General features: G+C 49.9%; 23 protein-coding genes. 3 read left to right on the top strand and 20 right to left on the bottom strand.

Features of this window, described 5'->3' with window-relative positions; all coding sequences use genetic code 11:
• Nucleotides 1-8 precede the first annotated feature (8 nt).
• The 10 genes from AC50Y3_RS01505 to cymR all read right to left on the bottom strand — a co-directional run bounded on the left by AC50Y3_RS01505 (nucleotide 9) and on the right by cymR (nucleotide 7,996).
• Nucleotides 9-308, bottom strand: a complete 300-nt coding sequence (locus AC50Y3_RS01505) for a DUF1292 domain-containing protein (RefSeq protein ID WP_494817009.1) — start codon at nucleotides 306-308, stop codon at nucleotides 9-11.
• Between the two features lie 54 nt (nucleotides 309-362).
• A complete protein-coding gene (locus tag AC50Y3_RS01500; protein WP_090983166.1) occupies nucleotides 363-674 on the bottom strand; it encodes a DUF1292 domain-containing protein in 312 nt (103 codons plus the stop codon).
• A gap of 8 nt (nucleotides 675-682) precedes the next feature.
• Nucleotides 683-1,099 carry a Holliday junction resolvase RuvX gene (gene ruvX / locus AC50Y3_RS01495; protein ID WP_090983164.1) on the bottom strand — a complete coding sequence of 139 codons (417 nt, stop codon included), beginning with the start codon at nucleotides 1,097-1,099 and terminating at the stop codon, nucleotides 683-685.
• A gap of 31 nt (nucleotides 1,100-1,130) precedes the next feature.
• Nucleotides 1,131-1,394 (bottom strand): IreB family regulatory phosphoprotein, encoded by a 264-nt coding sequence (locus AC50Y3_RS01490; protein WP_090983162.1) that lies wholly within the window; start codon nucleotides 1,392-1,394, stop codon nucleotides 1,131-1,133.
• A 49-nt stretch (nucleotides 1,395-1,443) separates the two neighbouring features.
• Nucleotides 1,444-4,080, bottom strand: a complete 2,637-nt coding sequence (gene alaS / locus AC50Y3_RS01485) for an alanine--tRNA ligase (protein ID WP_494817765.1) — start codon at nucleotides 4,078-4,080, stop codon at nucleotides 1,444-1,446.
• Nucleotides 4,081-4,436: 356 nt separating this feature from the next.
• A complete protein-coding gene (locus AC50Y3_RS01480) occupies nucleotides 4,437-5,507 on the bottom strand; it encodes an AI-2E family transporter (RefSeq protein ID WP_494817008.1) in 1,071 nt (356 codons plus the stop codon).
• A 143-nt stretch (nucleotides 5,508-5,650) separates the two neighbouring features.
• On the bottom strand, nucleotides 5,651-5,845 hold the full coding sequence (locus tag AC50Y3_RS01475; protein ID WP_494817007.1) for a YrzR-like zinc ribbon domain: 195 nt from the start codon (nucleotides 5,843-5,845) through the stop codon (nucleotides 5,651-5,653).
• A complete protein-coding gene (locus tag AC50Y3_RS01470; RefSeq protein WP_494817006.1) occupies nucleotides 5,842-6,393 on the bottom strand; it encodes a PRC-barrel domain-containing protein in 552 nt (183 codons plus the stop codon). The genes AC50Y3_RS01475 and AC50Y3_RS01470 overlap by 4 nt, the downstream gene beginning before the upstream one ends.
• A 15-nt stretch (nucleotides 6,394-6,408) precedes the next feature.
• Nucleotides 6,409-7,563, bottom strand: a complete 1,155-nt coding sequence (locus tag AC50Y3_RS01465) for a cysteine desulfurase family protein (RefSeq protein WP_494817005.1) — start codon at nucleotides 7,561-7,563, stop codon at nucleotides 6,409-6,411.
• A 13-nt stretch (nucleotides 7,564-7,576) separates the two neighbouring features.
• The gene (cymR, locus tag AC50Y3_RS01460; RefSeq protein WP_090983150.1) at nucleotides 7,577-7,996 is read right to left on the bottom strand and encodes a cysteine metabolism transcriptional regulator CymR; all 420 of its coding nucleotides are present in this window, start codon (nucleotides 7,994-7,996) and stop codon (nucleotides 7,577-7,579) included.
• Between the two features lie 244 nt (nucleotides 7,997-8,240).
• On the opposite strand from cymR, the gene mnmA reads away from it, so the two are divergent.
• The 3 genes from mnmA to AC50Y3_RS01445 all read left to right on the top strand — a co-directional run bounded on the left by mnmA (nucleotide 8,241) and on the right by AC50Y3_RS01445 (nucleotide 11,772).
• Nucleotides 8,241-9,338, top strand: coding sequence for a tRNA 2-thiouridine(34) synthase MnmA (gene mnmA, locus AC50Y3_RS01455; RefSeq protein ID WP_494817004.1), 1,098 nt, complete (start codon nucleotides 8,241-8,243; stop codon nucleotides 9,336-9,338).
• Nucleotides 9,339-9,510: 172 nt separating this feature from the next.
• Nucleotides 9,511-10,440: a LacI family DNA-binding transcriptional regulator gene (locus AC50Y3_RS01450; protein ID WP_494817003.1), complete on the top strand. Its 930-nt coding sequence runs from the start codon at nucleotides 9,511-9,513 to the stop codon at nucleotides 10,438-10,440.
• 63 nt (nucleotides 10,441-10,503) lie between these two features.
• Nucleotides 10,504-11,772, top strand: a complete 1,269-nt coding sequence (locus tag AC50Y3_RS01445) for an MFS transporter (RefSeq protein WP_494817002.1) — start codon at nucleotides 10,504-10,506, stop codon at nucleotides 11,770-11,772.
• Between the two features lie 78 nt (nucleotides 11,773-11,850).
• On the opposite strand, the gene AC50Y3_RS01440 is transcribed toward AC50Y3_RS01445, so the two are convergent.
• The 10 genes from AC50Y3_RS01440 to AC50Y3_RS01395 form a co-directional block, all read right to left on the bottom strand.
• On the bottom strand, nucleotides 11,851-13,200 hold the full coding sequence (locus AC50Y3_RS01440; protein WP_494817001.1) for a hemolysin family protein: 1,350 nt from the start codon (nucleotides 13,198-13,200) through the stop codon (nucleotides 11,851-11,853).
• A gap of 236 nt (nucleotides 13,201-13,436) precedes the next feature.
• Nucleotides 13,437-14,741, bottom strand: coding sequence for a replication-associated recombination protein A (locus tag AC50Y3_RS01435; RefSeq protein WP_494817000.1), 1,305 nt, complete (start codon nucleotides 14,739-14,741; stop codon nucleotides 13,437-13,439).
• A 127-nt stretch (nucleotides 14,742-14,868) separates the two neighbouring features.
• Nucleotides 14,869-16,215, bottom strand: a complete 1,347-nt coding sequence (locus AC50Y3_RS01430) for an Nramp family divalent metal transporter (RefSeq protein WP_494816999.1) — start codon at nucleotides 16,213-16,215, stop codon at nucleotides 14,869-14,871.
• Nucleotides 16,216-16,412: 197 nt separating this feature from the next.
• On the bottom strand, nucleotides 16,413-17,066 hold the full coding sequence (locus AC50Y3_RS01425; RefSeq protein WP_494816998.1) for a YdeI/OmpD-associated family protein: 654 nt from the start codon (nucleotides 17,064-17,066) through the stop codon (nucleotides 16,413-16,415).
• Complete coding sequence (locus AC50Y3_RS01420) at nucleotides 17,067-17,819, bottom strand: tRNA threonylcarbamoyladenosine dehydratase (RefSeq protein ID WP_494816997.1); 753 nt, start codon at nucleotides 17,817-17,819, stop codon at nucleotides 17,067-17,069.
• A gap of 96 nt (nucleotides 17,820-17,915) precedes the next feature.
• Nucleotides 17,916-19,733: an aspartate--tRNA ligase gene (aspS, locus tag AC50Y3_RS01415; RefSeq protein ID WP_494816996.1), complete on the bottom strand. Its 1,818-nt coding sequence runs from the start codon at nucleotides 19,731-19,733 to the stop codon at nucleotides 17,916-17,918.
• 45 nt (nucleotides 19,734-19,778) lie between these two features.
• Nucleotides 19,779-21,026 (bottom strand): histidine--tRNA ligase, encoded by a 1,248-nt coding sequence (gene hisS / locus AC50Y3_RS01410; RefSeq protein WP_494816995.1) that lies wholly within the window; start codon nucleotides 21,024-21,026, stop codon nucleotides 19,779-19,781.
• Between the two features lie 1,090 nt (nucleotides 21,027-22,116).
• A complete protein-coding gene (locus tag AC50Y3_RS01405) occupies nucleotides 22,117-22,290 on the bottom strand; it encodes a hypothetical protein (RefSeq protein ID WP_494816994.1) in 174 nt (57 codons plus the stop codon).
• A 106-nt stretch (nucleotides 22,291-22,396) separates the two neighbouring features.
• The gene (gene dtd / locus AC50Y3_RS01400; RefSeq protein ID WP_494816993.1) at nucleotides 22,397-22,840 is read right to left on the bottom strand and encodes a D-aminoacyl-tRNA deacylase; all 444 of its coding nucleotides are present in this window, start codon (nucleotides 22,838-22,840) and stop codon (nucleotides 22,397-22,399) included.
• Nucleotides 22,841-22,909: 69 nt separating this feature from the next.
• Nucleotides 22,910-25,093 (bottom strand): RelA/SpoT family protein, encoded by a 2,184-nt coding sequence (locus AC50Y3_RS01395; RefSeq protein WP_494816992.1) that lies wholly within the window; start codon nucleotides 25,091-25,093, stop codon nucleotides 22,910-22,912.
• Nucleotides 25,094-25,182 lie beyond the last annotated feature (89 nt).

Raw genomic sequence — 25,182 nt, 5'->3', positions numbered from 1 at the left:
GGTGCATGTTAAGGCTGATCTTCGCCTTCGAACAGCAAATCGTCATAAGCTTCAGAAACAAGCTCCCACTCTTCATCGCTTTCAATGGATTCCAGCTCCGGGTCGGCGCCTTCCTTGAACGTAATGCGGAAGAATGCGATTTCGTCTTCTTTCTGCATGTCATGCGATTGCAATCCTGCGTAGGAGTGGTCTCCCATTTGGAATTCGGCGATAATTTGGAATGGTTCCGTAGCGCCTTCTTCTCCAATCAGGTCCACTTCCGTACCGTAGATGTCCTTCAGAACGGAAATACGTTTTACATCAGACACGTGCGTTAAGCTCCCTTCGACTATGGCACTAAATGGATCCCATGGACCCCAATCCTAGTCGTTATCGTCAATTTCAGCAAGAAGGGTGTTGAACGTTTCTTCAACCATGTTCCACTCTTCTTCATCTTCAATGGTATACAGTTTCAAATCATCGCCATCTTCCTCATAACGGAAAGCGTAGACTTCATCGGAGTCTTCGTCTTGCTCGTCTTCGGAATCCACGTTGAGCGGAACCACCATCATATATTTCTGATCAGAGCCGTCTACCTCGAACTTCATGACTACCTCGAATTCTTCTTCGTTGCCGTCTTCATCCGGAATGTAGATGATTTCCGGCTCTTCAAACTGCATGTTGTCCTTTGTCATCGTTACCCTCACCTTTTCGTTTTAGAATCGAGATAATTTTGCAAAATTAGCGCTGCCGCCATTTTGTCCACCACTAACTTTCGCTTCTTACGGCTAACGTCTGCCTCGAGCAATGTGCGCTCTGCGGCAACGGTCGTGAGCCGTTCGTCCCAAAGGTGTACGGGTACATTTAGCTTTTGCTGTAAATGTTGTGCGAATGCGATGCAAATTTCGCCACGCGGCCCGATGGTGCCATTCATGTTCTTCGGTAAACCGACTACGATCTCGGATACTTCGTGTTCAACCATAAGCTTGGCAATGACTTCGTCTTCGCTGTTATCGCGGCGTTTCTCAACGACGCCTAAACCTTGCGCGGTCCAGCGGAATGCATCACTGACGGCAACGCCGATTCTGCGGTCACCGTAATCCAATCCCATAAGACGCATACGACAGATTGCCTCATTTCCTTGAAGGTAATTATTTGCTGTGCTGACTCAGGTAGGAACGGACAAGTTCTTCAATAAGCTCGTCTCGCTCTTTCCTGCGAATTAAACTTCTAGCATTGTTATGCCGTGGAATGTATGCGGGATCTCCGGACAATAGATAACCCACGATCTGGTTAATCGGGTTATAGTCCTTCTCGAGCAACGCATCGTATACAGACAGCATAATTTCCCTCGAGGAAGCTTGAAGCCCTTCCGCCTTCACGTCGAATTTCATTGTCTTGTCCATCGAATTCATCGCCAGCACCTCACTTTCCAAGCCGCTTAACAGCCGTTTAATACTCTTATCATATCACATTTGTTTGTGATAGAACCAGTTCTTCGGCAATTTGGAGCGCTTCACCCAATTTAGATGGCTCTTTGCCCCCGGCTTGGGCCATATCCGGGCGTCCGCCGCCGCCGCCGCCGCATGCTGCAGCTGCTTCTTTGATGATTTTGCCGGCGTGGAAGCCTTTTTTCACGAGCTCCGGTGAAACGGCTACAACAAGGTTTACCTTGTCGTCTGCAACCGCACCAAGCACGATTACCGCATTGCCCAGCTTCGTTTTCAGCTCATCCACGATACCGCGGAGTGCATCCATCGAAGGAGCATTAACCTCTGCAGCCAGCAGAGTGACGTCGCCCACTACCTTCGCTTTCGATTCCAGGGAACCCGCTTCGATACGGCTCAGCTTGCCTTGCAGCGATTCATTGTCGCGAGTCAGCTCTTTCACTTGACCGTGCAGCGCTTCGATGCGTTTTGGCACATCCGCAAGGTTCGACTTCAACTGTGCAGCTGCTTGCTTCAACAGATCCAGCTGGCTTTCCATGTACAGGTACGCATTACGGCCTGTTACAGCTTCAATACGACGAACACCTGAACCGATACCGCTCTCGCTCACCAGCTTGAACAAGCCGATTTGCGCTGTGCTGGTCACATGGCAGCCACCGCATAGCTCCAGGCTGTAATCGCCTACGCGAACGACACGCACAACATCGCCGTATTTCTCGCCGAAGAGTGCCATAGCGCCCATCTCTTTTGCTTCTGCAAGCGATTTGTAGTCGATTTGGAGCGTCGTGCCCAGCCAAATTTGTTGATTGACGCGGCGTTCGATTTCCGTAAGCTCCTCTTGACTGATGCTGCCAAAGTGCGAGAAGTCAAAACGAAGGCGATCCGGTTCAACAAGGGAGCCCGCTTGATTAACATGCTCGCCGAGCACATCTTTGAGCGCACGGTGCAGCAAATGCGTTGCCGTATGGTTCTTAATCGTATCCTCGCGCGTTTGCGTGGAAACAGCCGCTTGAACTTGATCGCCTACCGATACGGTACCGCTTGCGACAACGGCATGATGCACCGACTGGCCATGCGGAGCTTTTGTCACATTCTCAACCGTCAGCGTGAACCCGTTGCCTGTAATCGTACCGCTATCCCCCACTTGACCGCCGCTCTCTGCATAGAACGTCGTACGATCCAGGATAACAAGCACATGGCTGCCTTCAACCGCTGAGTCTACGAGAGCATCGCCATTAACGATCGCAATTACCTTCGCGCCTTCCAGCGTCAGATCCTGATAGCCCACAAATTCCGATTTCACGGTGAAATCAGCAAGCGGCCCGCCTTGCACATTCATACCGCCAGTGTCCTGACGAGCTGCACGTGCGCGTGTACGCTGCTCTTCCATCGAAGCGTCGAAGCCGTCACGGTCAACAGTCATGCCGTGCTCAGCCGCGTAATCTTCGGTCAAATCGAACGGGAAGCCATACGTGTCGTATAGCTTAAACGCATCGGGACCGCTGATCAGCGTTTGACCGCCAGCCTTTGCCGTCTTCACAAGCTCACCCAGAAGTGCCAAACCGTCAGAAAGCGTTTCGTGGAAACGTTCTTCCTCTGTACGGATAACCTTCTCGATAAACTCGCGTTTCTCCACAACCTCCGGATAGTGGCCGCCCATAATGTCGCCAACGACTTTCACCAGATCATACAGGAACGGACGATCCACACCGAGTGTTTTGCCGTAACGCACTGCGCGGCGAAGCAAACGGCGGATGACATAGCCCCGACCTTCGTTGGAAGGCATGACGCCATCGCCAACAGCAAACGCCACGGTACGGATATGATCGGCAATCACTTTCAGCGCGATGTCCGTGTCCGCATTCGCATGGTACGTTACGTTTGCGATTTGGCTGGTCCGATCGATAATCGGGCGGAACAGATCCGTGTCGAAGTTGGAGTCTACATTTTGCAGAATCGAAGTGATACGCTCCAGACCAGCGCCTGTATCGATGTTTTTATTCGGAAGCGGAGTATAGCTGCCGTCTTTATTATGATTATATTGCGAAAATACAAGGTTCCATACTTCCAGGAAACGTTCGTTTTCTCCACCTGGCCAGCATTCCGGATCATTCAGATCGCCGAAAGCTTCGCCGCGGTCATAGAAAATCTCGGTACAAGGACCGCAAGGGCCTTCGCCGATGTCCCAGAAGTTATCCTGCAAACGGTAGATGCGCTTCTCCGGAAGTCCGATTTTCTCATTCCAGAAACGGAAGGCTTCTTCATCTTCAGGATAAACCGTGACGGACAGACGTTCCGGATCGAAGCCGATCCACTCTTTGCTGGTCAGAAACTCCCAAGCCCAAGTAATCGCTTCTTCTTTGAAGTAATCGCCGATGGAGAAGTTGCCCAGCATTTCAAACATCGTTTGGTGACGGCGCGTCTTACCGACATTCTCAATATCATTTGTACGGATACACTTCTGCGAGTTCGTAATCCGCGGATTGTCAGGAATAACGCGACCGTCAAAATAAGACTTCAGCGGTGCCATCCCTGCGTTAATCCATAGCAATGAAGGGTCATTATGAGGAACTAATGAAGCGCTGGGCTCAATCTTGTGCCCTTTGCTCTCAAAAAATGCGAGCCACTTAGAACGGATTTCACTTGCTTTCATCACGGTTCAGCCTCCAATTTTAAAATAAAAACAAAAAAACGCCCCTAAAAAACAGGGACGAATCATTCGCGGTACCACCCTGGTTATCGCCCCAGCCGCTCACGATGAGCAGGCACAAACGATCTCCTTAGACAGACGTTAACGGGTCTGATCCGGTGAAGTTCATTCACACTCCGAAACCAGCCTTCAGTCATCCTTCACCCCTAGAATTCTCTCAGCCAACGCGAAGCCCAATCGGCATGCGCGAAGGAATTCTTTCTCTGCTTGGCGGTCTATGACCTACTACGGTTTCATCAACGTTTTTATTGATAGTCAGGCGTAATTGTCATAAGTATAGCGACTTTTGGCATGGTCTGTCAAATCGTCTTTCGCCTAACATAATAGGCGAAGATATGCTGCACGATAACCTTCACCGCGGCAAAGATCGGCACAGCCAATATCATGCCTACAATGCCTGCCAGCTCCCCGCCAACCAGCAGGGCAAAAATGATGGATAACGGATGCATATGCAGCGTTCTTCCGACCACTTGCGGCGAAATGATGTTCCCCTCGAGAATTTGGCAGACGGAGTTCACGACCGCAACCAGCAGCATCATTTTGATCGAAACGGTAGAAGCCACAATAAGCGCAGGTGCTGCGCCGAAGAACGGGCCCAAATACGGAATGATGTTCGTCACCGCGACAACGCTCGCCAGAAGGAGCGGATACGGAATGCCGATAATCAAGTAGCCAACATAAGCCAGCGTACCGACAATAACACAGACGAGGAACTGCCCCCGAATATAGCTGCCAAGCGCATGATCGATATCCTTGAGCAATCGAACGGCATGCTTACGATGCGATTTAGGTACATAGGTGAGCAGCGTTCGTTCAAACACCTCGAAATCCTTTAAGATGTAGAAAGCGAGGAACGGGATAATAAACGCAATGAAGATCACGTTAATCATTTCACCAATGTTGTTGATAAACGCAAATATGGCATCGGAGCCCTGTTTCTCCAGCTTATAGAGCGACTTCTCTATTCCGGATCGGATGCTCTCCGGGAGAAAGGACGAGTTGTTCAGGTCGTTGACCATACTCCTAGCCTGCATGGTGATGTCCGGCATATGCCGGTTCAGTTCCTTGAGCTGATCCAAAAACATCGGAATAGCGTTCACAAGCACGACCGTAAGCGACGCGCAGAAAACGGCATAAATAAGCAGCACCGCGATCGTGCGCGGCACCTTGCGTTCATTCAGAAGGCTGACTATCGGATTGAGTACATACGATATAATCATCGCAATCAGAAACGGTGCCAGAACCGCGCGCAAAAAAACGTAAATGTGGATGATGATCGGTTTTAACAGCAGCAATAGATATAGAGCCGTCAGCCCCAATATGAGATAGACAAGCCATGCAAACAGACGGTTGTTCGTAAACCGTTCCACGGCTTCACTCCCCCTCGACTCGCGATACCCTTTACTGTCAGTATATGTACAAGTTGTTCAAATCATCCTTCCGATTGTTCGGCATCGCCGTGAACACAAAAAAGGCGACCTTGAGCAAGGTCGCCTCTTCCACTAAATTCCGCTTAGTTCGCATGAACCTGCGGCATTTCGTCTTCAAAAAACAAATCATCAAGTGAGCTCAATGTGCCGTCTTCTTCTACTTGATAGACCGACATTTTGTCACCGTTAACCGTCAATTCAATGAAGCAGCCCCAGCAGTAATACTGGTGTGATCCGATCTTTCCGATATCCTTCGAACTACAATTTGGGCATTTCATAATTCATTTCTCCCTATATCCGACTCAGAAACTGCGACCGGTGAGAGAAAAGCCTCACTTCCGGCCGGTACTATTATTACATTCTCGCCAAGCATAACCTCATCAGCTTGCCGTGGAGCAGGAAGCCACTTGCGGCCTTCCATAATATCCGCGATAAATCCGTCAGTCAGCTCATATCCTACTATTTGTGTACCCTGTATCTCGTCAAAATAAACATCAGATACACGACCAAGTTGTTCTCCATCCACCGTTATGACGGGTAAATCCTTCAATCGGATCGATCCGGTATGAAAAGAGCGCTGAATATCGGCTTGTTTCGACTTCCGTACGGACGCTTCATTCATAATAATGACCGCATCCTCACCGCAAACCATAACTTCCTTCCAGATCACTGATTTCATCGCAGTCAGAAACCGTCTGCCGGCGTCCAATATGATTCCGCCAAGCTGCCAATGCTCGTCAAACCATGCATCTTTCACATGTCCGACTTGCTTGCCGGCACTCATTTCGATGACAGGAAGACCAATCAAATGCTGTAAACGCAACATCGATGGCAGAGCCTCCTAGGCATTAGTACGAACGCGCTCCATAAAAGTTGCAACTTTCTTGGCGGCCAGTTCGAGTTCCTCCATAGTATTCCCCAAACCAAAGCTGAAACGTACAGCGGAAGCTAGTCTTTCTTGCGAAACCTTCATTGCTATGAGCACATACGAGGGTTCGATGGCTCCTGATGTACAAGCAGACCCACCGGATGCCGCAATTCCGGCTAAATCCAGATTCATCAGCATCGACTCCGTGCTTACTCCTATAAAGCTCACATTCAGAATGTGAGGAGCATAGTGTTCAGCAGGACTGTTGATGATAAGTCGGTCTGTCCCTGCAATCTCGCGCAGCCGTTCTATCCATGTATAACGAAGCTTGTCTAAGAAAAGTTTCCGTTCTGCCATCGAATTCACAGAAAGTTCAAACGCTTTGCCGAATCCAACGATACCTGCGATGTTTTCAGTACCCGCACGCCGTTTGCGCTCTTGCGAGCCGCCGCTGAGCAACGGTTCCACAGCCGTGCCTTTGCGGATATATAGAGCACCAATACCTTGAGGCCCGTTAATCTTATGAGCTGAGAAGCTCATCAAGTCGACCGGAAGCTGACGCAAATCGATCGGAATAATTCCTAACGCTTGTACCGCATCGACATGTACAAGCACGCCACGAGACCGGGCGAGTTCACCGATCTCTGCAATCGGTTGAATCGTTCCGGTCTCATTGTTTACATACATGACGCTAATTAGCGCTGTATCCGCTTCGATAGCTTGTTCTACGTCAGAGACGTGTACTAGGCCTTGCTCGTCCACCGGCAGAATCGTCACGCGAAAACCTTCGCGCTGTAACGCTTTGCAAGTTTGGAGCACTGCCTGATGTTCCGTTGCGGACGTAATGATATGGGACTTGCCTTGTTTGCGGGCAGCTCTGGCAGCGCCAATAAGCGCTGTATTATCACTTTCTGTTCCACCGCTGGTAAAGACTAGCTCGCCGGCCGTACAGCCGATGCCGTGCGCTATTATATCGCGCGAACGGTTCACGAGCTGTCTTGCCCCACGACCGAAGCTATGCGTGCTCGAAGCATTACCGTAAATACCGGTCATAACTTCAAGCATCGCTTTCGCTGCCTCGGGATGCATAGGTGAAGTTGCTGCATGATCATAGTAAATTCGTTCCATTATACAATCATCCTTAAATATAGAACATGTAGGAGTCCTGAGGCTCCTCTTCTTTATATGTCACGAGATCGGCGAGCGTTGTCGAATCAAGCACTTCGGCAATGCTATCGCGGATTCTGAGCCACAAATTCCGCTTAGCAGGGTCATCCTCTTCCGTGAAATCGACAGGTGAAATGGGCCCTTCCAAAATACGAATGACATCGCCGGACGTAATTTCCTGCGGTTCCTTCGACAAAATGTATCCGCCGTAAGCGCCGCGAATACTCTTCACCAGACCCGCATTGCGCAGTGGTGCAATAAGCTGCTCGAGGTAGTGCTCTGAAAGATGATTCCGCTCTGCGATGCTCTTCAATGATGTTGGACCTTCTCCGAACTTACCTGCAAGCTCCATCATAATGGTTAGACCGTACCGGCCTTTGGTTGAAATTTTCAACTGCGACACCTCTTCCCGGGCTAAACTATATCGTATTTAAAGGCTGGAGCGATCATGGATTACAATTCATGGTATTCCCATATCATATCTATGTTAACATATCGGAAACATAATTTGTTGAAAAACCATGACACTTTCATGAAAATCATGCGCAATCTATGCTACAATAGATGAATTGAATCGGTCGTACGGCGAAAATGCTTCTCCGGAACGGCTTTGAACTATCAAGGCGGTGGTATTTAAGATGAGCAATTCTTCTATTCGAGTCGTTGTAGGCATGTCCGGCGGTGTGGATTCGTCCGTTACTGCATTGCTGCTCAAGCAGCAGGGCTATGATGTCATCGGCATTTTCATGAAAAACTGGGATGATACCGACGAGTTCGGCCATTGCACGGCTGAAGAAGATGCGGAAGATGTTCGCCGCGTCTGCGATCAAATCGGCATTCCTTATTATACGGTTAATTTCGAGAAAGCCTATTTCGATAAGGTGTTTGCTTATTTCCTCGATGAATATCGTAACGGTCGTACGCCAAACCCGGATGTTATGTGCAATCGCGAAATTAAATTCGGCGACTTCCTGCAGAAAGCGATTGAGCTTGGCGCCGATTACTTGGCAACCGGCCATTACGCGCGGTTGGAACGAACAGCTGACGGGGAAGCTAAGCTGCTCAGAGGCGTAGATTCCAACAAGGATCAAACCTACTTCCTGCACGCGCTTCGTCAAGATCAGCTGGCGAAAGCCATGTTTCCCATCGGTCATCTTCCGAAGCCCGAAGTAAGAAGAATCGCCGAGGAATTCGGTCTTCATACGGCTAAGAAGAAAGACAGCACAGGCGTCTGTTTTATCGGCGAACGCAATTTCAAGGAGTTCCTAAGCGGCTACTTGCCTGCTCAGCCAGGTCCGATGATTGATATTGAATCAGGCGAAACGAAAGGCCGTCACGATGGCCTGATGTATTACACGCTCGGGCAGCGGCAAGGCCTTGGAATCGGCGGCTCCGGCAACGGCGAACCCTGGTTCGTAGCGGACAAGGATCTCAAAGAGAACATTCTGTATGTCGTGCAAGGTGACCAGCATGCAAGTTTGTATTCCAAGAGCTTGATTGCAACCGGAATTAACTGGATCTCTCCGGTTATTCCGGAAGGACCCATAACGGTTACAGCGAAATTCCGGTACAGGCAGGCCGATCAAGCCGTCACATTGACGCTGCACGAAGATGGCACAACAGGCGATGTCGTGTTCGAGAAACCGCAGAAAGCCATTACACCTGGGCAAGCCGTAGTCTTCTACGACGGCGATGTATGTCTGGGCGGCGGAACGATTGATATTGTGAACAAGTAAGTTTGATTATACGTGTTGCGGCATCTCTGATCTTCATGATCGGAGATGCTTTTTTTATGCTGCTATGAGATTTTTACTTAATCGTTTAAGTTAAGCGTAGAATATGATATTCTACTACTTGAACACGAGTTAAGGCGACAGTCCCCCAATGAAAGTGAGATGATTCGGACTTATGCGTAAAGTTACGATGAAGGATATTGCGGTGCAAGCCGGCGTCTCCGTTGCAACCGTCAGTTATATTATCAATAAAGCCAACAATCAGTCCATACCGGAATCCACTCGGATGAAAGTGCTGCAAATCGCTAAGGAAATTGGGTATGTGCCGAATTTAGCCGCCCGCTCGCTGATCAAGAACAAAACAGGCTTAGCCGGTGTACTTATCAACAAGAGCGATAGCAAGCCCCTTACGCCGCGAGCTTCCTTCGAACAGTTGGCTTTCATCAGCGAACTGGAGCACCTCCTCACTGCTGCAGGCTACCATATGATCATGCTTACATTTGACGGGACAGATCCCGCTTCCCTGAATGTCATTACGGAAAGAAAGCTCGACGTCGTGTTTCTGCTCGATGTGATGGACGATATTTTCTATACGGTATCCGGGAATTTCGGGATGGGCGTCCCTCTGATTCTTATTGACAGTCTGATTCCGGATAACTTGTTTAAGCAGGTTACCTATGATCATGAAGCTGCGCTGATTAAGGCTTCTGAAGCGCTTGATGCTCCACATTGTTTATTGATTGGGAAAAGTAATAATTCCGGTTATATGAACTTCATCGAGGATTGTGCGACTGCCCTTCAAATTCCAACTTACACATATGGAAATTTGAATGAACTTGATGCGCTGCTTCTTGCTGGGCTGCCATATCGACAGGCGATCGTCATGAATGAATTCGCCGCGAATCAAATCTGTAATAAGGGGATCATGGAGAAACTTGCCGTTATTTGCACATGCGGTTGCCCGGAAATGCTAAGAAACGACATCATTCCCATTACCTTCAGCAGCAAGGCAGAGCTTGCTTATTCAGTCATGACTATGCTGCTTTCAAAGCGTGAAATAACGACGCATGAAGAACAAACTATTTTTCGTGTTTCCGTGCGATAGAAATTTTTTTGCGATTTACTTAAACGATTAAGTTGCCCATCATAAGGAGGTATTCCTCAACCTATGTCCATTCCGATTGAAGCTTCAAAACCATCTCAACAGTCAACATCGACGGCTTTATCCCGCAATATTCCATTCATTCATCTCTTTACCGCCTATACCTTATCGATATTCGGCAACTCCTTCCACAGCATCGCGATTAACCTGTGGGTACTCAGCGTTACCGGCAGCGCTAAGCTGATGACCGTCATGATGGTGACCAATCTTGTGCTCAGCGCTTTGCTTGGAACGGTAGCCGGCACCGTCACCGATCGTCTGAACAGGCGGACTGTCATTCTAGTCGCTGATCTGCTGCGCTTTGTAGTCGTGCTGCTCATCGCTCTCTGTGTCGGATTGTCTCATACGCCTTTTGCCATCATAGCTGTCTTATCTGCACTTGTTACCATCCTGGGATTATTTCAATCCCCCGCCTTGCAAGCCTCCATCACACCTATCGTTGGAAAGGCTCATATCCAGCGCGCAGTAGGCTTTATGAATATTTCGGACAACATCGCTCGAACAGTCGGCTTTGCAGTAGGTGGAATATTCGTAGCGGCTTTCGGCGGGGCTTGGGCTATAATCATTGACGCTCTGATGTATTTGGCTTCGTTCTTGCTCGTGTGGAGTGCCGGTTCACTGACCGCCACATCGGTTCCGAATAATTCGATGATGAACAAGTCAAGCTCGACGTTCAAAGAAGCTTTTATGGACGGCATGCGCAGCGTACGCAGCAATCCTTTCGCAAAGTCGGTTATGATTCTCATTCCAAGCTTGCTGCTATTCTTCATGACTGCTTTCATGCTGACACAAGTGATGGCCGTTAAAGTATGGCATGCTTCTCCTATTGAATTCGGTCTTATTGAAGCCTGTATCCCGATCGGCTATATGGCCGGCTCTGGCCTGATTGTGCTGCTCGGCAGCCGTATGCGGCATCGTGGGAAATGGATTATGATCAATCTCATGCTGCTCGGTCCACTCTACATGCTGCTTGCAAGAACAGAATGCGCAGCGGCTGCAATTCCACTTATCGTGTTGATTGGATTTATGTTTTCCTTCTGTACTTTGCTCATTAACATCATGCTGCGCGTAGAAGTGGCTGAGGAGCTGCAGGGTCGCATGTTTGGCACATTGGGCTCATTAACGGGTGTAGCGCCTTCCTTGGGTCTTGTTCTTTCCTCGTATTACGCAGATCTGTATGGTTCCGGAGCCATTATGCTCGTAGTCGGCTGTTTGATGCTGCTGTTTGGCTTAACCGCGAATTGGCGGCTGTCTGTAATAAGAAAGTATCATTGATCAAATGATATAAACAAAAGCTGCCCCAAAAGTCATCTTGCACTTTGGGGCAGCTTCTTATGAGTATTATGATGGCGGTTAGCCGGTTTCTGCTTGCAATTCGATACTTTCTTCTTCTACGTGGCTTCCCTGTTTGCGGATGATGATTCTGGATATCCGTAAGTGATCCGTCTCTTCGATCACGAACTCAAAGCCGTCCGGATGCACGACACGTTGGCCTTTGGACGGAGGATTCTCGATCTGTGCGTAAAACCAGCCGCCGATCGTATCGTAATCGTCGCTTTCGATTTCCAATCCGAAGAAGCTGTTTACCTCTTCAATCAGCATCATGCCGTTGATGGAATGGGATTGGTCATCTCTTGGCTCGATATCGGGGCGTTCTTCATCAAATTCATCCTGAATTTCACCGACGATTTCTTCCATGATATCCTCAAGCGTTACAAGTCCGGACGTTCCGCCATATTCATCGATAAGAATGGCGATCTGAGTCTTCTTCTTCTGCATCAGCTTAAGCAGGTTGCTGATTTGCATGGAATCAGGCACGGTAGTCATCGGACGCGTAATCGTGCGAATATCGGGCAAGCCTTGATGCGTCACTTTAAGTAAGTCTTTAATGTGGACAAATCCGATGATATTGTCCTTGTCACCGTCGCAAACCGGATAGCGAGTATGCATCTCTTTAAGCGCAATGGCCTGGTTCTCGTCGAACGACAGGTTAGCATACAAACAGGTCATTTCCGTACGTGGAATCATAATCTCCCGCGCATGGGTTTCGGCAAAATCAAATATATTATCGACAAGCGTTAGCTCCGTGTTATCAATTAGTCCGGATTTATGACTTTCCTTCATCAGGATGCGAATTTCTTCTTCGGTATGGGCGGATTCATGTTCTGCCGCAGGTTCGATACCAACACGCTTAAGCATCCAGTTGGCTGTACCGTTAAGCAGATAGATAAACGGATACATGATTTTGTGAAAACCTATGAGCGGCATAGCCGTCCACAATGTGACCGATTCAGCTTTGCGAATCGCAAAGGTTTTGGGAGCCAATTCTCCAAGTACAATGTGCAATACCGTAATAATTGTGAATGCAATAATAAACGCAACCGTAGATATGGCAACCGGGCTAAAATGGAACTTCTCGAGCACAGGCTCAATCATCGCTGCAATGGCGGGCTCACCTACCCAGCCGAGACCAAGCGATGCAAGCGTAATACCTAGCTGACAAGCCGACAGGTACGCATCCAAATTGCCAGTTAGCCTGGATGCAAAATGGGCACGGCGGTTGCCGTCCAGCGCCAGTGAATCAATCCGGCTGCTTCTTACTTTCACCATGGCAAATTCCGCAGCTACGAAAAAACCATTCAGAAAAACAAGTAAAACGATTAAAAGTAAGTTTAACAATATGGGTAACGGGTCACTACTCAACGATTCCCTGTTTGCCGCAATTGCGACGAACAGGTGCACCTCCTTCTGGAACTTAAAATTATAAAGAAACGTTATAATACTAGAGTAGTCGATGAAGCAACTTTACGTCAAATGCCGTCATCCCACCTTCTAGCCCGTATTCGCGGTTCTAGTTATGTTTATTCCATAAAGGTCGGCCTTTATGCGCTATTTTCTAGCTCCTGCTAACGTTTTTGGGGATTCAGCTGTTATTTTCGTCATTTCCGCCGCTCCTGATTTTGTCGAATCTTGTCCTCCATCCCCTGATTGGTGGCATGATAGAAGGTTTTCTTCGCGATTCGCTCAGGCAAATACACCTGCTTCACATAATGCCCGGGGTAATCATGAGGGTACTTGTAGCCAACATGGCCAAGACGCTCAGCACCGCTGTAATGCGTATCCCGCAAGTGATGCGGTACTTCGGCTGCTCCAAGCTGTTCAATGGCATTCATGGCATTCCCGATCGCCACTGCAGCGGCATTGGACTTCGGACTTTCCACTGCAAACAGAATCGCTTGCGTAATATTGTACTTCGCTTCCGGCCAGCCAATCTTATGATAAGCGTCCATCGCCGTTACCGCTTGAACCATCGCTTGCGGATTCGCAAGACCAATATCCTCGCTGCACGCTACGATCAGCCGCCGTATGAATGTCATGGGATCCATGCCCAATTTCTCTACGGCATAGAGAAACCAAAATAATGCAGCATCGCTGGAACCCCTCACGCTCTTGTGGAAGGCGGACAGCACGTCGTATTGTGTCGATTCGTCTGCACGAATGGTCGGCTTGCGAATAGACTCCTCCGCGACTGCCAGCGTCACAATTACGGAGCCATCCGGCTGTGACGGTGTCGTCACGGCTGCCAGCTCTAGCGCGTTCAGGGCACGACGAATATCTCCGCCTGCCATGGATGCCATATGCTGCAGCGCTTCATCCTCGACTGTTAAATCCATAAACCCAAGACCACGATCGCGGTCTGCCAGTGCCCGGCGCATGGCGGTAAGTGCATCCTCTCGAGTCAACGACTCCAGTTGAAACAGCGTCGATCTCGAAAGCAAGGCCCCGTTCACGTAATGGAACGGATTCTCCGTAGTTGCCCCAATAAAGATGATGATTCCCTGCTCAACTGCCGGCAGCAGCGCGTCCTGCCTCGCCGAATTGAAGCGATGCACCTCGTCTAAGAACAGGATCGTTTTGCGGCCGTACATCGACTTGGTGATCCTTGCCTGCTCAATCACTTCCCGGACGTCCTTGACGGACGCATCCACGGCATTCAGCTTCACAAACTCCCCTTGCGTACGTTTCGAGATAATATGCGCAAGCGTCGTCTTGCCGCAGCCCGGTGGTCCATACAGCAGAATGGAAGTGATCTGATCGGCTTCGATTGCCCGTCGAAGCAGCTTGCCCGGCCCTACAATGTCGGACTGGCCGATATATTCTTCAATCGTTTGAGGGCGCATACGGTCTGCGAGCAGCTTTGCTCTTGGCGCTTGTTCCTCATTCTGATAGGTAAATAAATCCATCGCTCACCCGTTCCTTTCCTGCTTATCATAGCACACTAGCACAAACGTTCGCTATTGTTACGCATCCCCTACAAGCAAGAAGACCTTCCCCTGTTCGGAGAAGGTCTTCTGATACGATTGGCGTTAATTAGCCGAAAAATGTCTGATAGAGCAAGTAAAGATTCAATCCCGCAATGACGACTGCGACAATCCAAGCGAGTAATTTAAGCCAGAGCGGATTTGCAAACTTACCCATCTTCTGTTTATCGCTTGTGAATTTAACGAGTGGAATGACGGCGAATGAGAGCTGCAGCGACAAGATAACTTGACTTAGAATAAGCAGCTGCGCTGTTCCGCTAGCACCGTACAGCCACGTAACAATAACGGCCGGGATGATCGCGATAAGCCGCGTAATCAGTCTTCTCAGCCATGGTGCCAGACGGATGTTCAGGAAGCCTTCCATGACGATCTGGCCAGCGAGCGTGCCGGTCAAGGTTGAATTCTGGCCGGCTGCGAGCAGCGCGACACCGAAGAGGACGCTTGCCGCTGTTGTTCCCAGCATAGGGGCTAACAGGTGATACGCTTCGCCGATCTCCGCTATCTCCGTATGCCCCGTCGCATAGAAGCTTGCAGCAGCAATGATGAGAATAGCTGCATTAATGAATAATGCGAAGAACAAAGCAATGGTGGAATCCCAAGTCGCATATTTGATCGCTTGGCGTTTACCAAGCTCGGTCTGTTCGATTTGACGCGTTTGTACGATAGAGGAGTGCAAATACAGATTATGCGGCATGACTGTCGCACCTAGTATACCAATCGCGATGTACAGCATCGCCGGGTTCGAAATAATCTCCGAGCTCGGAATAAATCCCTTCATGACTTCGCCTACTTGAGGCTGCGACCAGAAGATTTCGACCAGGAAACAGCCGCCGATGGTCACGATCAGCACGATAACAAGCGCTTCTATATATCGGAATCCCTTATTCTGCAGAAGGAGAATGAGCAGTACATCCAGTACCGTTATGATGACGCCCGTGATGAGCGGTATGCCAAACAGTAAATTGAGCGCGATTGCCGTTCCGATGACCTCTGCCAGGTCACAAGCAGCAATAGCGAGCTCGCAGAGCACCCATAATCCCATTGCGACAGGTTTACTGTAATGGTCCTTACAAGCTTGTGCCAGATCGCGTCCTGTTACGATACCAAGCTTGCCGGCAAGTGCCTGAAGCAGAATCGCCATGAGATTGGATAATAAAATAACGGATAAGAGCGTATAGCCGAACTTTGAGCCGCCCGCTAAGTCAGTCGCCCAATTGCCCGGATCCATGTAGCCAACAGCCACGAGATAACCCGGTCCTGCGAATGCTAAAAATTTACGAAACCACGAACCCGTCTTCGGAATCTTCATGGAACGATACACTTCCGGCAGTGTATTCGACGTTCTTGGATTTCGCCAGCCTTTCTCTGGTGCCAGCGGAGCCGATTGATCACTCATTGTTCTCACCTCATGTAAACATCAAATGTATTGTATACTCCTTACACATATGCAGGAGTGAAACTGTTGTTGCCTACTTTCATTGTACACATACAAAAAAGTTTGTCAAAGGCAACTTTTGTTGACTGGGACAAATCTCCCAATAAAAAAAAGCCCGAATCTGCAGGATTCACCTGCAAAATTCGGGCTTGTTTGCGTTATTTATCAGACGGACGTTTAAGCTGTTTCTGCAGCTTTTCCGCCATTTCATTAATGCGTTTCACACGCGTCACTTCTTGCTTCGCTTCATTGATCCAGCGAATATACTCTTTGCGATGCGAAGGAGCGAGTTCTGCAAAGAAAGCGGCTGCTTCCGGCTTAGTTGCAAGTGCTGCAGTGACATCATCCGGAATAACCAGTTCCTTCGTTGCAGTTGTGGTCGTACGGCCGATATCGGCAGCACGGCTTGCTCTCGCTGAAGTCTGAGCCATACCTACTGGACGGAAACGCATAGCTGACCACGTCTCATCGATCGAAACGAGTGCCACCCCTTCCCAGCCTTCTTCCTTAACGACTTTCCAGCCGCGGTCACGGTTAATATCTGTCCGTATTTTGGCCGTCCCTTTCGGGTAGCAGATCCAGAGGAGCCCCTCTTTCTTAACCGCTTTAAGCGCCTTAGGCGCATGTTCGTTCAAGCTTGCAATGTCCTTGGCGAACAGCATGACAAAATCATAGGTGCCGGCGTCCATTTCATCGAACGGCTCGTGGTCCTCCACACCCAGCTCTTCCTCATAGGAAGGAGCAGGCGCTTCCAGTACCGCAATGCGCATATCGAGCGATAGACGTAATTTGTTAACGAGTTCCGCGTTCATCTAGGAAATACCTCCATTAGCGAGCAAGTCTTTCACCACTACGCTCACCATAATAAGTCCCGCAACCGGAGGGACAAAAGCATTACTGGACGGCGGCTGCTGTGCTTTACGAATTTCAGGCGCATTTTCAGGCACGATCCGCTGCGTGACATCCTCACGCGGCTTCATCGGCTCTTCGGTCGAGAATACGACCTTTACGCCCTTCTTAATGCCGTCTTTGCGCAGTTTCTGGCGGACGACACGTGCGATCGGATCCATCGAGGTTTTGGAAATGTCCGCAACCTGGAATTTGGTCGGATCCATCTTGTTTGCCGCACCCATGCTGGAGATGATTGGGATTTTGCGCTCCAAACACTGTTTGATCAAATGAATCTTATAGGATATCGTATCCGAAGCATCAACAACATAATCGAGCGGATATTCGAAGAGCTTCTCGTACGTTTCTTCTGTGTAGAACATCCGCAGCGAAATCGCATCGCAATCCGGATTAATCAGCTTGATGCGATCGCGCATGAGATCCGCTTTGGGCTGCCCGACCGTCGTGGTGAGTGCATGTATTTGGCGGTTGATATTCGTAATATCCACAACATCTTTGTCGATGAGGATCAGGCGGCCAACCCCTGTCCGCGCGAGCGCTTCTGCGGCAATGGAACCGACACCGCCGATACCGAGCACCGCAACCGTGCTGCCTTTCATCAGTTCCAGACCTTCGGGACCGATGGCGAGCTCCGTTCGTGAAAATTGGTGCAGCATAATCGAAATACACCTCTTGGCTTAAATTTGTACCTGCGATAAACATAAAGAATCCGGCTCTCGCCGCTACACGCGGACGAAAGCCGGCTGTTTGGATTAGTTAGTTGGCTGTGCGGGAGCACCGGCTGCTGCAACCTCAGGTTGTTTCGCAGGCTTCTGAATTGTACGGATATGCAGCTGTTGAAGCTGGGAAATATCCACTTCGGATGGCGCATCGCTGAGCAGATCTGTTGCACTGGCTGTTTTAGGGAACGCGATCGTCTCACGAAGATTCGTGCGTCCGGCAAGCAGCATCACAAGGCGGTCAAATCCGAATGCAAATCCGCCGTGCGGTGGCGTTCCGTAATCGAAAGCATCGAGCAGGAAGCCGAATTTCTCATGCGCCTCTTCAAGGGAGAAGCCAAGTGCTTTGAACATAAGCTCTTGTACGTCACGTTTGTAGATCCGCATCGAACCGCCGCCGACTTCATAGCCGTTAAGTACAAGGTCGTAAGCTTGTGCGCGGATTGCGCCCGGATCTGTTTCGAACAACGGCAGATCTTCATCGTTCGGGCGTGTGAACGGATGGTGTTCCGCCACATAACGTTTCGCTTCTTCATCGTAGCCAAGCAGCGGGAAGTCAACAACCCACTCCAGCTTGAATTTGGACTCATCAATCAGACCAAGCTGTTTGCCGATTTTGAGACGCAAGTTACCAAGAACATCTGCAACGACTTTCTTCTTGTCCGCGGAGAACAGCAGCAAGTCGCCTTCTTCTACGCCAAGACGCTCCGTCATCGCTGCGATTTCTTCGGGCTTGAAGAATTTCACGATCGGGCCGCGCCATTCGCCTTCCTTCACCGTTACCCAAGCCAGACCTTTACCGCCGTAACGCGCTGCAAACGGCTGTAGATCGTCAAGCTCTTTACGGCTCCAGCTCGCACAACCTTTCGCGTTCAGAACCTTCACGACGCCGCCGCTTGCGCTGACGGATGCAAATACTTTCACGTCGCTGTTAGCAACGATATCCGTAATGTCTTCCATTTCCATGCCAAAACGCAGGTCAGGCTTATCAGAGCCGTATTTGTTCATCGCATCCGCATACGTGATACGTTGGAACGGAGTAGGAATTTCAACGCCAACCGTTTCACGGAACAATTTAACAACAAGCTCTTCCATCAGGTTCAGCAGTTGATCCTGCGACAAGAAGGAAGTCTCGATGTCGACTTGCGTGAACTCCGGTTGACGGTCTGCACGAAGATCCTCATCGCGGAAGCAGCGGGCGATTTGGTAGTAGCGCTCAAGTCCGCTTACCATAAGGAGCTGTTTGAAAATTTGCGGCGATTGCGGCAGCGCGAAGAACTCGCCCGGGTGAACACGGCTTGGAACCAAGTAGTCACGTGCGCCTTCCGGTGTGCTCTTCGTCAAAATCGGCGTTTCAACGTCGATGAAGCCTTGACCGTCCAAGTAGTCGCGGAACACTTTAGCTGCCTTGGAGCGAAGTAGAAGCGTCTTCTGCATCTCAGGGCGGCGCAGATCCAGGTAACGATATTTCAGGCGAAGCGACTCATCCACTTCAACGCCATCTTCGATTGGGAATGGAGGCGTCTTCGCAGCATTCATAATTTCGATTTCCGTCACGCGGATTTCAATTTCGCCAGTTGCGATGTTTTTGTTAACCGTCTCCGCATCACGTTCTACGACTTGACCGCGAACGGCAAGCACGAATTCATTACGTGCACGGTCTGCAATCGCAAGTGCATCGCCCGAGAAATCAGGGTTGAATACGATTTGCACAATTCCTGTACGGTCGCGCAGATCGATAAACAATACTCCGCCAAGGTCACGGCGGCGTTGTACCCAGCCGTTCAATGTAACCGTTTGTCCTACTTCTGCTTTCGTCAGTGTTCCGCATGAATGAGTTTTTAACATCATGATAGGTTAGAGGCTCCTTTTATAATGGAATTATGGGGCGTTGCTTTATTTCAAAATTTCATCAGCAAGCTGATCAAGCGCAACAGACTGCTGTTCACCGGTTGTCATGTTCTTCAGCATGATCTCCCCGCGTTCCAGTTCATCGTCGCCGAGAATAGCCGTGAATCGAACTTGAAGGCGGTCGGCAGACTTCATTTGCGCCTTCATTTTACGACCTTGATAATCCCGCTCCGCGGAAATACCGCGCATTCTCAGTCCGTGCAGCAGACGCGTCACTTCGCGATCAGCCGCCTCGCCAAGACCTACCATGTACACATCAACCTGATGCAAATTGGCCAGCTGCACGCCTTGACTCTCAAGCAGCATAACCGTACGCTCCAGACCAATCCCAAGACCTACGCCCGGCTGATCCGGTCCTCCGATATCGGCCACAAGCCCGTTGTAGCGACCGCCGCCGCCGATCGTATCGATGGCGCCGATGCCTTCAGCTTTGTACTCAAAGGCTGTGTGCGTGTAATAATCAAGACCGCGCACCAGACGTGGATTGATGGAATAGGGAATGTTCATTCCCGTCAAATGCATTTGCAGCGCTTCGAAGTGTGTGCTGCACTCTTCATCCAAGCTATCCAGAATGGAAGGCGCACCTTCAAAATGATGTTGATCATTCTTACAATCCAGCACCCGCAGCGGGTTACGATCCATACGCGATTGGCAATCCTTGCACAGGATCTCGCGTTTGGGCTCCAAGAAACCAAGCAGCTTCTCGCGGAACGCTGCCCGAACAGCCGGTGTGCCGACAGAATTGATTTCAACGCGAACGTCTTTCAATCCCACTTCGGCGTAGAACGTATAGCCAAGTGCAATCACTTCAGCATCCAGCGCAGCATCTACGGCACCAAGCGCTTCAATGCCGAATTGGTGGAACTGACGATAGCGCCCAGCTTGCTGACGCTCATAACGGAACATCGGCCCGATATAATACAGCTTCGTCAGATCAGGCTCGCCATACAGCTTGTTCTCGACATACGCACGCACCGCGCCTGCCGTACCTTCCGGACGCAGCGTTAAACTGCGGTTACCGCGGTCGGTGAAGGTGTACATTTCTTTCTCCACGATATCGGTCGTTTCGCCGACGCCGCGCTTATACAGCTCCGTCATTTCAAACATCGGCGTGCGGATCTCACGGAAGTTAAAGCGACGGCAAATCTCACGCGCTTTGCTCTCGACAAACTGCCATTTCTCTACCGAGCCCGGTAAAAAGTCCTGCGTGCCCGGAGGCTTCTGAAAGCCCATGTCCATTCCCCCTAAAAGTACTGCGATCAGAGATGATCATCAAAAAAAGCCCTCGTCCTCCGCCTCAAAAAAGGCAAAGGGACGAGAGCTTGTAAAATACAAAGCTACCGTGGTACCACCCACATTCCGAATCAATGCAATTGATTCGCTTCAATCGGTTAACGCCCGACTACGCAATACAGCTAATGAGCAAGCGTAACGCCTGCAGGTTCACCGCATGTCCTCTGGGAAGTCTGTCCGCTCAAGCACGCCAAGGATTCTTCCAGCCAAGGAATCCCTCTCTGAATCGGTGCGGGTAGAACGAATCGGTCCCTTCAACGGATCGACATAATATAACCTTTATTGTACCGTTCACTTTACCGTGTGTCAAGAGATCAACGCACAATCATTTCCACTTCCCATTATGCCCATATCACTGCACCACATACCTCGCCCCTGCTCTTGCCCTGTGGTCGCGATAGCGGCCATGCCCTTCGCTCTTAGGTCGCGAAAGCGACCAACCCACTAACATCCCCGCGGGCTACGAGCGGGCCTCCAGGTTACCGTGCGAGCGGCAAAGCCGCGAGCACCTGGTAACCCCATCCCTTCCCGCGCCTAAAGTAAAGCGTGTCCCGTATGGGACGAAAGCGAGCACAAGCACGCACCCGATCACATGCGCCTCTGAGGCGGCCACGTTAGGATGGTCCCGTGAGGGACACCAGGTCGATAAACCCCGCCAGAAGTAAAGCGTGTCCCGTATGGGACGAAAGCGCGCCTTTACCCAAACGATAATCGCGAGCGGTACACTGTAACTCCGACGTTATTCAAATTCCGGGTGTCCAGAGGGACGGGTCCCTCGGGGTCCCCCTTCTAGGGGGATTTAGGGGGTCTCCACAAAAGAAAGGGACCTACAAACAAGTTGTAGGTCCATCAAATAATATATTCAAAAAAGGGGGTCGGCTTTTATTATAGCCCGCCCATGTTAGAGAATCATTTTAAACACATTACAGTTTGGTTACAAAATATAAAGCGATTTCTCACCTTTTCCGCAGCAACCGACAGCAAAGGACGGAGCGCTTCGACGAAGAAGCGGCCCGTCCTTCCTGTTCCGTTACATATGCTCGCCAACCGGCGAACGTCTGGGCGTTGCAGCGAAGCCGCCGAAGTCGGCGGAGGCTTCTATATTTTCTTCCATTTCCGCGAAAATGAGTGCTTCACGTCGATCCGCATGAAGCAGCCTCCGCGAAACCCGTTCGACACTTTGCTCCTTACGCGACTGATGCATAACGAGAATCCCCCCACCGTTGTCGTGCACGAGTAGAGCTGTGCACGTCTAAGGATAGTGTTCCCGTTCGCAGCTATTCTAACACTTAAACCAACAGAGACTTGGGTTAAGCTTTACTGTCGATAATCAAGGTAACGGGTCCCCAATTGGTCAATGACACGTCCATCATCGCTCCAAATTTGCCGGTCGCCACAGCTAGTCCACTTAATTCGAGCTGCTTATTAAATGCGTCATACAGCGCTTCCGCTTGCTCCGGTCGTGCCGCTGCCATGAAATTCGGCCTTCTGCCTTTGCGGCAGTCGCCATATAGCGTAAACTGCGATACCGAAAGAATCGCACCGCCCACGTCTTTGACGGAATGATTCATTTTACCTTCTTCATCCTCAAAGATGCGTAAGCCCGCAATCTTCTCCGCCATCCAGCGGATATCGGATTCATCATCCTCATGGGTAATGCCTACGAGCAGCATCAGTCCCATTTCAATCGAGCCGACTGTTTCCCCGTCTACGGATACAGACGCCTGTTTGCTTCGTTGCACAACTACTTTCATCCCCGTACAAACTCTCCTTGCCCAAACGTAATCAAAAATCAGTATCTGCGTTTATTACCTTATTTGCCTTTATTGCATAATCCGCTGCACGGAATAAATATCTTTCACCCGTTTAATACGCTCAACCACGGATTGTAAATGCTCAATATTACGAATCAACACCGTCATATGGATCATGGCAAGCTTATTCTTATCCGAACGTCCGGAGACGGCCGAAATATTTGTTTTGCTCTCGGACACGGCTTGCAGCACTTCATTGAGCAATCCCGGACGATCATGGCCGGTAATTTCAATATCAACGCTATAGTTCGCCTCGACAGACTGTTCCCAATCTACCTCTATTACGCGAGCAGCTTCTTCCCCATCTCCATTAGGGCTCACATTCAAACAGTCCAAACGGTGAACCGATACACCGCGTCCACGTGTGATATACCCGACAATCGCATCGCCGGGTACCGGATTGCAGCAGCGTGCAAACCGAACAAGCAGATTGTCTACTCCTTTAACAGATACGCCGTGCGTCGGACGGGTTTTACGAAGCGAAGGGGAGGATTTCATCTCCTTCATCTCGTTCGTAAGCTCGATCTGATTCGCCTCTTCGGCTTCCTTGCGCATTTTCTCCGTCAGCTTCGTTACGATCTGAGCAGCGGTAATGCCGCCGAATCCAACAGCAGACAGCATGTCGTCGATATCGTTAAACGTAAATTTATAAGCCGCTTCCTGCAGCTGGGCATCCGACATAAAGGCGGACGCTTCAAGTCCCAGACGTTTGAGCTCGCGCTCAATGTTGTCACGGCCTTTCACAACGTTCTCTTCACGTCGTTCTTTCTTGAACCACTGCTTGATTTTGCTGCGTGCATGCGACGATTGAGCGATCTTGATCCAGTCTTGACTTGGGCCATAGGAATGCTTCGAGGTCAGAATCTCGACGATATCGCCGGTCTTCAGCTTATAATCGAGCGGCACGATTCGGCCGTTAACTTTAGAGCCAATGGTGCGATTCCCGACTTCCGTATGAATCCGGTAGGCAAAATCAAGCGGCACCGCGCCGGCCGGCAGCTCGAAAACCTCACCTTTCGGCGTAAATACAAATACAAGGTCAGAGAAAAAGTCCATCTTCAGCGATTCGACAAATTCGGATGCATCGCTGGCTTCATGCTGAAGCTCAATGATTTCGCGGAATAATGTCATTTTCTCCTCGAATGAACCACCCGGAACGACGCCGCCTTCTTTGTAAGCCCAATGGGCAGCGATCCCGAATTCGGACGTGCGATGCATATCCCAAGTCCGGATCTGCACTTCGGTCGGCTCACCTGTAGGACCGATAACCGTCGTATGGAGAGATTGGTACATGTTCGCTTTGGGCATCGCAATATAATCTTTGAAACGGCCGGGCATCGGTTTCCATAACGTATGAATGATACCGAGCGTTGCATAACAGTCTTTAATATTGTCAACGATGATCCGAATCGCCAGCAGATCGTAAATTTCCGTGAACTGCTTGCTGCGTGCGGTCATCTTCTTATAAATGCTGTAAATATGTTTCGGACGACCGGAAATGTCGCCTTCGATCCCCATATCCTCAAGCTTCTCCGTGATCCGGGTAATAACATCTGCGATATATTGCTCCCGCTCTGCACGTTTCTTCTTCATAAGGTTGGCGATGCGATAATATTGCTGCGGATTCAAATAACGAAGCGCAATATCCTCCATCTCCCACTTGATGGCCGAGATCCCGAGCCGGTGGGCGATTGGACAGAAAATTTCCAACGTTTCGTATGCGATACGACGCTGTGCTTCTTCGGATTGATATTTCAGCGTCCGCATATTATGAAGACGGTCAGCCAGCTTGATGAGGATAACACGCATGTCCTGTGCCATCGCGACGAACATTTTACGGTAGTTCTCGTTTTGCTGCTCTTCCTTGGAGCGGAATTGAATCTTCTCCAGCTTCGTGAGTCCGTCTACAACAGCGGCACAAGCCTCACCGAAACGGGTTCTGACCTCTTCAAGCGGGACAGTTGTATCTTCAACGACATCATGAAGGAGCGCAGCGATGATCGACAACACATCCATCTGCATGTTGACGAGAATTTCAGCTACGGCGACAGGGTGTAAAATATACGGCTCTCCCGATTTACGCACTTGCCCGTGATGGGCTTGATCGGCAAATTCGTATGCTTCTTTGATCCGTGTCAGATCTTGCTCCTTCATATAGGTCGATGCTTTGTCGAGTAACTGCTCTATGCCCATGAATGTCCCTTTCCGGAAAAGCACGCTGCCTCGCGTTTTGCTTCCCAAATCATTTAAAGTGATGAACCTAACTTCGATAATCAGATTCG

Source organism: Paenibacillus sp. J22R98 (assembly GCF_059383835.1).
Note: the sequence above shows the minus strand (reverse complement) of the source record. Positions and strands in the feature narration are given on the sequence as shown.

Excerpts from the sequence above, each read along its gene's own strand:
- aspS (WP_494816996.1), bottom strand. The coding sequence starts at position 19,733 with ATGATGTTAAAAACTCATTCATGCGGAACACTGACGAAAGCAGAAGTA.
- AC50Y3_RS01500 (WP_090983166.1), bottom strand. The coding sequence starts at position 674 with ATGACAAAGGACAACATGCAGTTTGAAGAGCCGGAAATCATCTACATT.
- AC50Y3_RS01445 (WP_494817002.1), top strand. The coding sequence starts at position 10,504 with ATGTCCATTCCGATTGAAGCTTCAAAACCATCTCAACAGTCAACATCG.
- AC50Y3_RS01430 (WP_494816999.1), bottom strand. The coding sequence starts at position 16,215 with ATGAGTGATCAATCGGCTCCGCTGGCACCAGAGAAAGGCTGGCGAAAT.
- AC50Y3_RS01475 (WP_494817007.1), bottom strand. The coding sequence starts at position 5,845 with ATGAAATGCCCAAATTGTAGTTCGAAGGATATCGGAAAGATCGGATCA.
- AC50Y3_RS01450 (WP_494817003.1), top strand. The coding sequence starts at position 9,511 with ATGCGTAAAGTTACGATGAAGGATATTGCGGTGCAAGCCGGCGTCTCC.
- AC50Y3_RS01470 (WP_494817006.1), bottom strand. The coding sequence starts at position 6,393 with ATGTTGCGTTTACAGCATTTGATTGGTCTTCCTGTCATCGAAATGAGT.
- mnmA (WP_494817004.1), top strand. The coding sequence starts at position 8,241 with ATGAGCAATTCTTCTATTCGAGTCGTTGTAGGCATGTCCGGCGGTGTG.
- ruvX (WP_090983164.1), bottom strand. The coding sequence starts at position 1,099 with ATGCGTCTTATGGGATTGGATTACGGTGACCGCAGAATCGGCGTTGCC.
- AC50Y3_RS01420 (WP_494816997.1), bottom strand. The coding sequence starts at position 17,819 with ATGCTGCACCAATTTTCACGAACGGAGCTCGCCATCGGTCCCGAAGGT.
- alaS (WP_494817765.1), bottom strand. The coding sequence starts at position 4,080 with ATGAAAGCAAGTGAAATCCGTTCTAAGTGGCTCGCATTTTTTGAGAGC.
- AC50Y3_RS01465 (WP_494817005.1), bottom strand. The coding sequence starts at position 7,563 with ATGGAACGAATTTACTATGATCATGCAGCAACTTCACCTATGCATCCC.
- hisS (WP_494816995.1), bottom strand. The coding sequence starts at position 21,026 with ATGGGCTTTCAGAAGCCTCCGGGCACGCAGGACTTTTTACCGGGCTCG.
- AC50Y3_RS01395 (WP_494816992.1), bottom strand. The coding sequence starts at position 25,093 with ATGGGCATAGAGCAGTTACTCGACAAAGCATCGACCTATATGAAGGAG.
- AC50Y3_RS01405 (WP_494816994.1), bottom strand. The coding sequence starts at position 22,290 with ATGCATCAGTCGCGTAAGGAGCAAAGTGTCGAACGGGTTTCGCGGAGG.
- AC50Y3_RS01425 (WP_494816998.1), bottom strand. The coding sequence starts at position 17,066 with ATGAACGCGGAACTCGTTAACAAATTACGTCTATCGCTCGATATGCGC.
- AC50Y3_RS01490 (WP_090983162.1), bottom strand. The coding sequence starts at position 1,394 with ATGAATTCGATGGACAAGACAATGAAATTCGACGTGAAGGCGGAAGGG.
- dtd (WP_494816993.1), bottom strand. The coding sequence starts at position 22,840 with ATGAAAGTAGTTGTGCAACGAAGCAAACAGGCGTCTGTATCCGTAGAC.
- AC50Y3_RS01435 (WP_494817000.1), bottom strand. The coding sequence starts at position 14,741 with ATGGATTTATTTACCTATCAGAATGAGGAACAAGCGCCAAGAGCAAAG.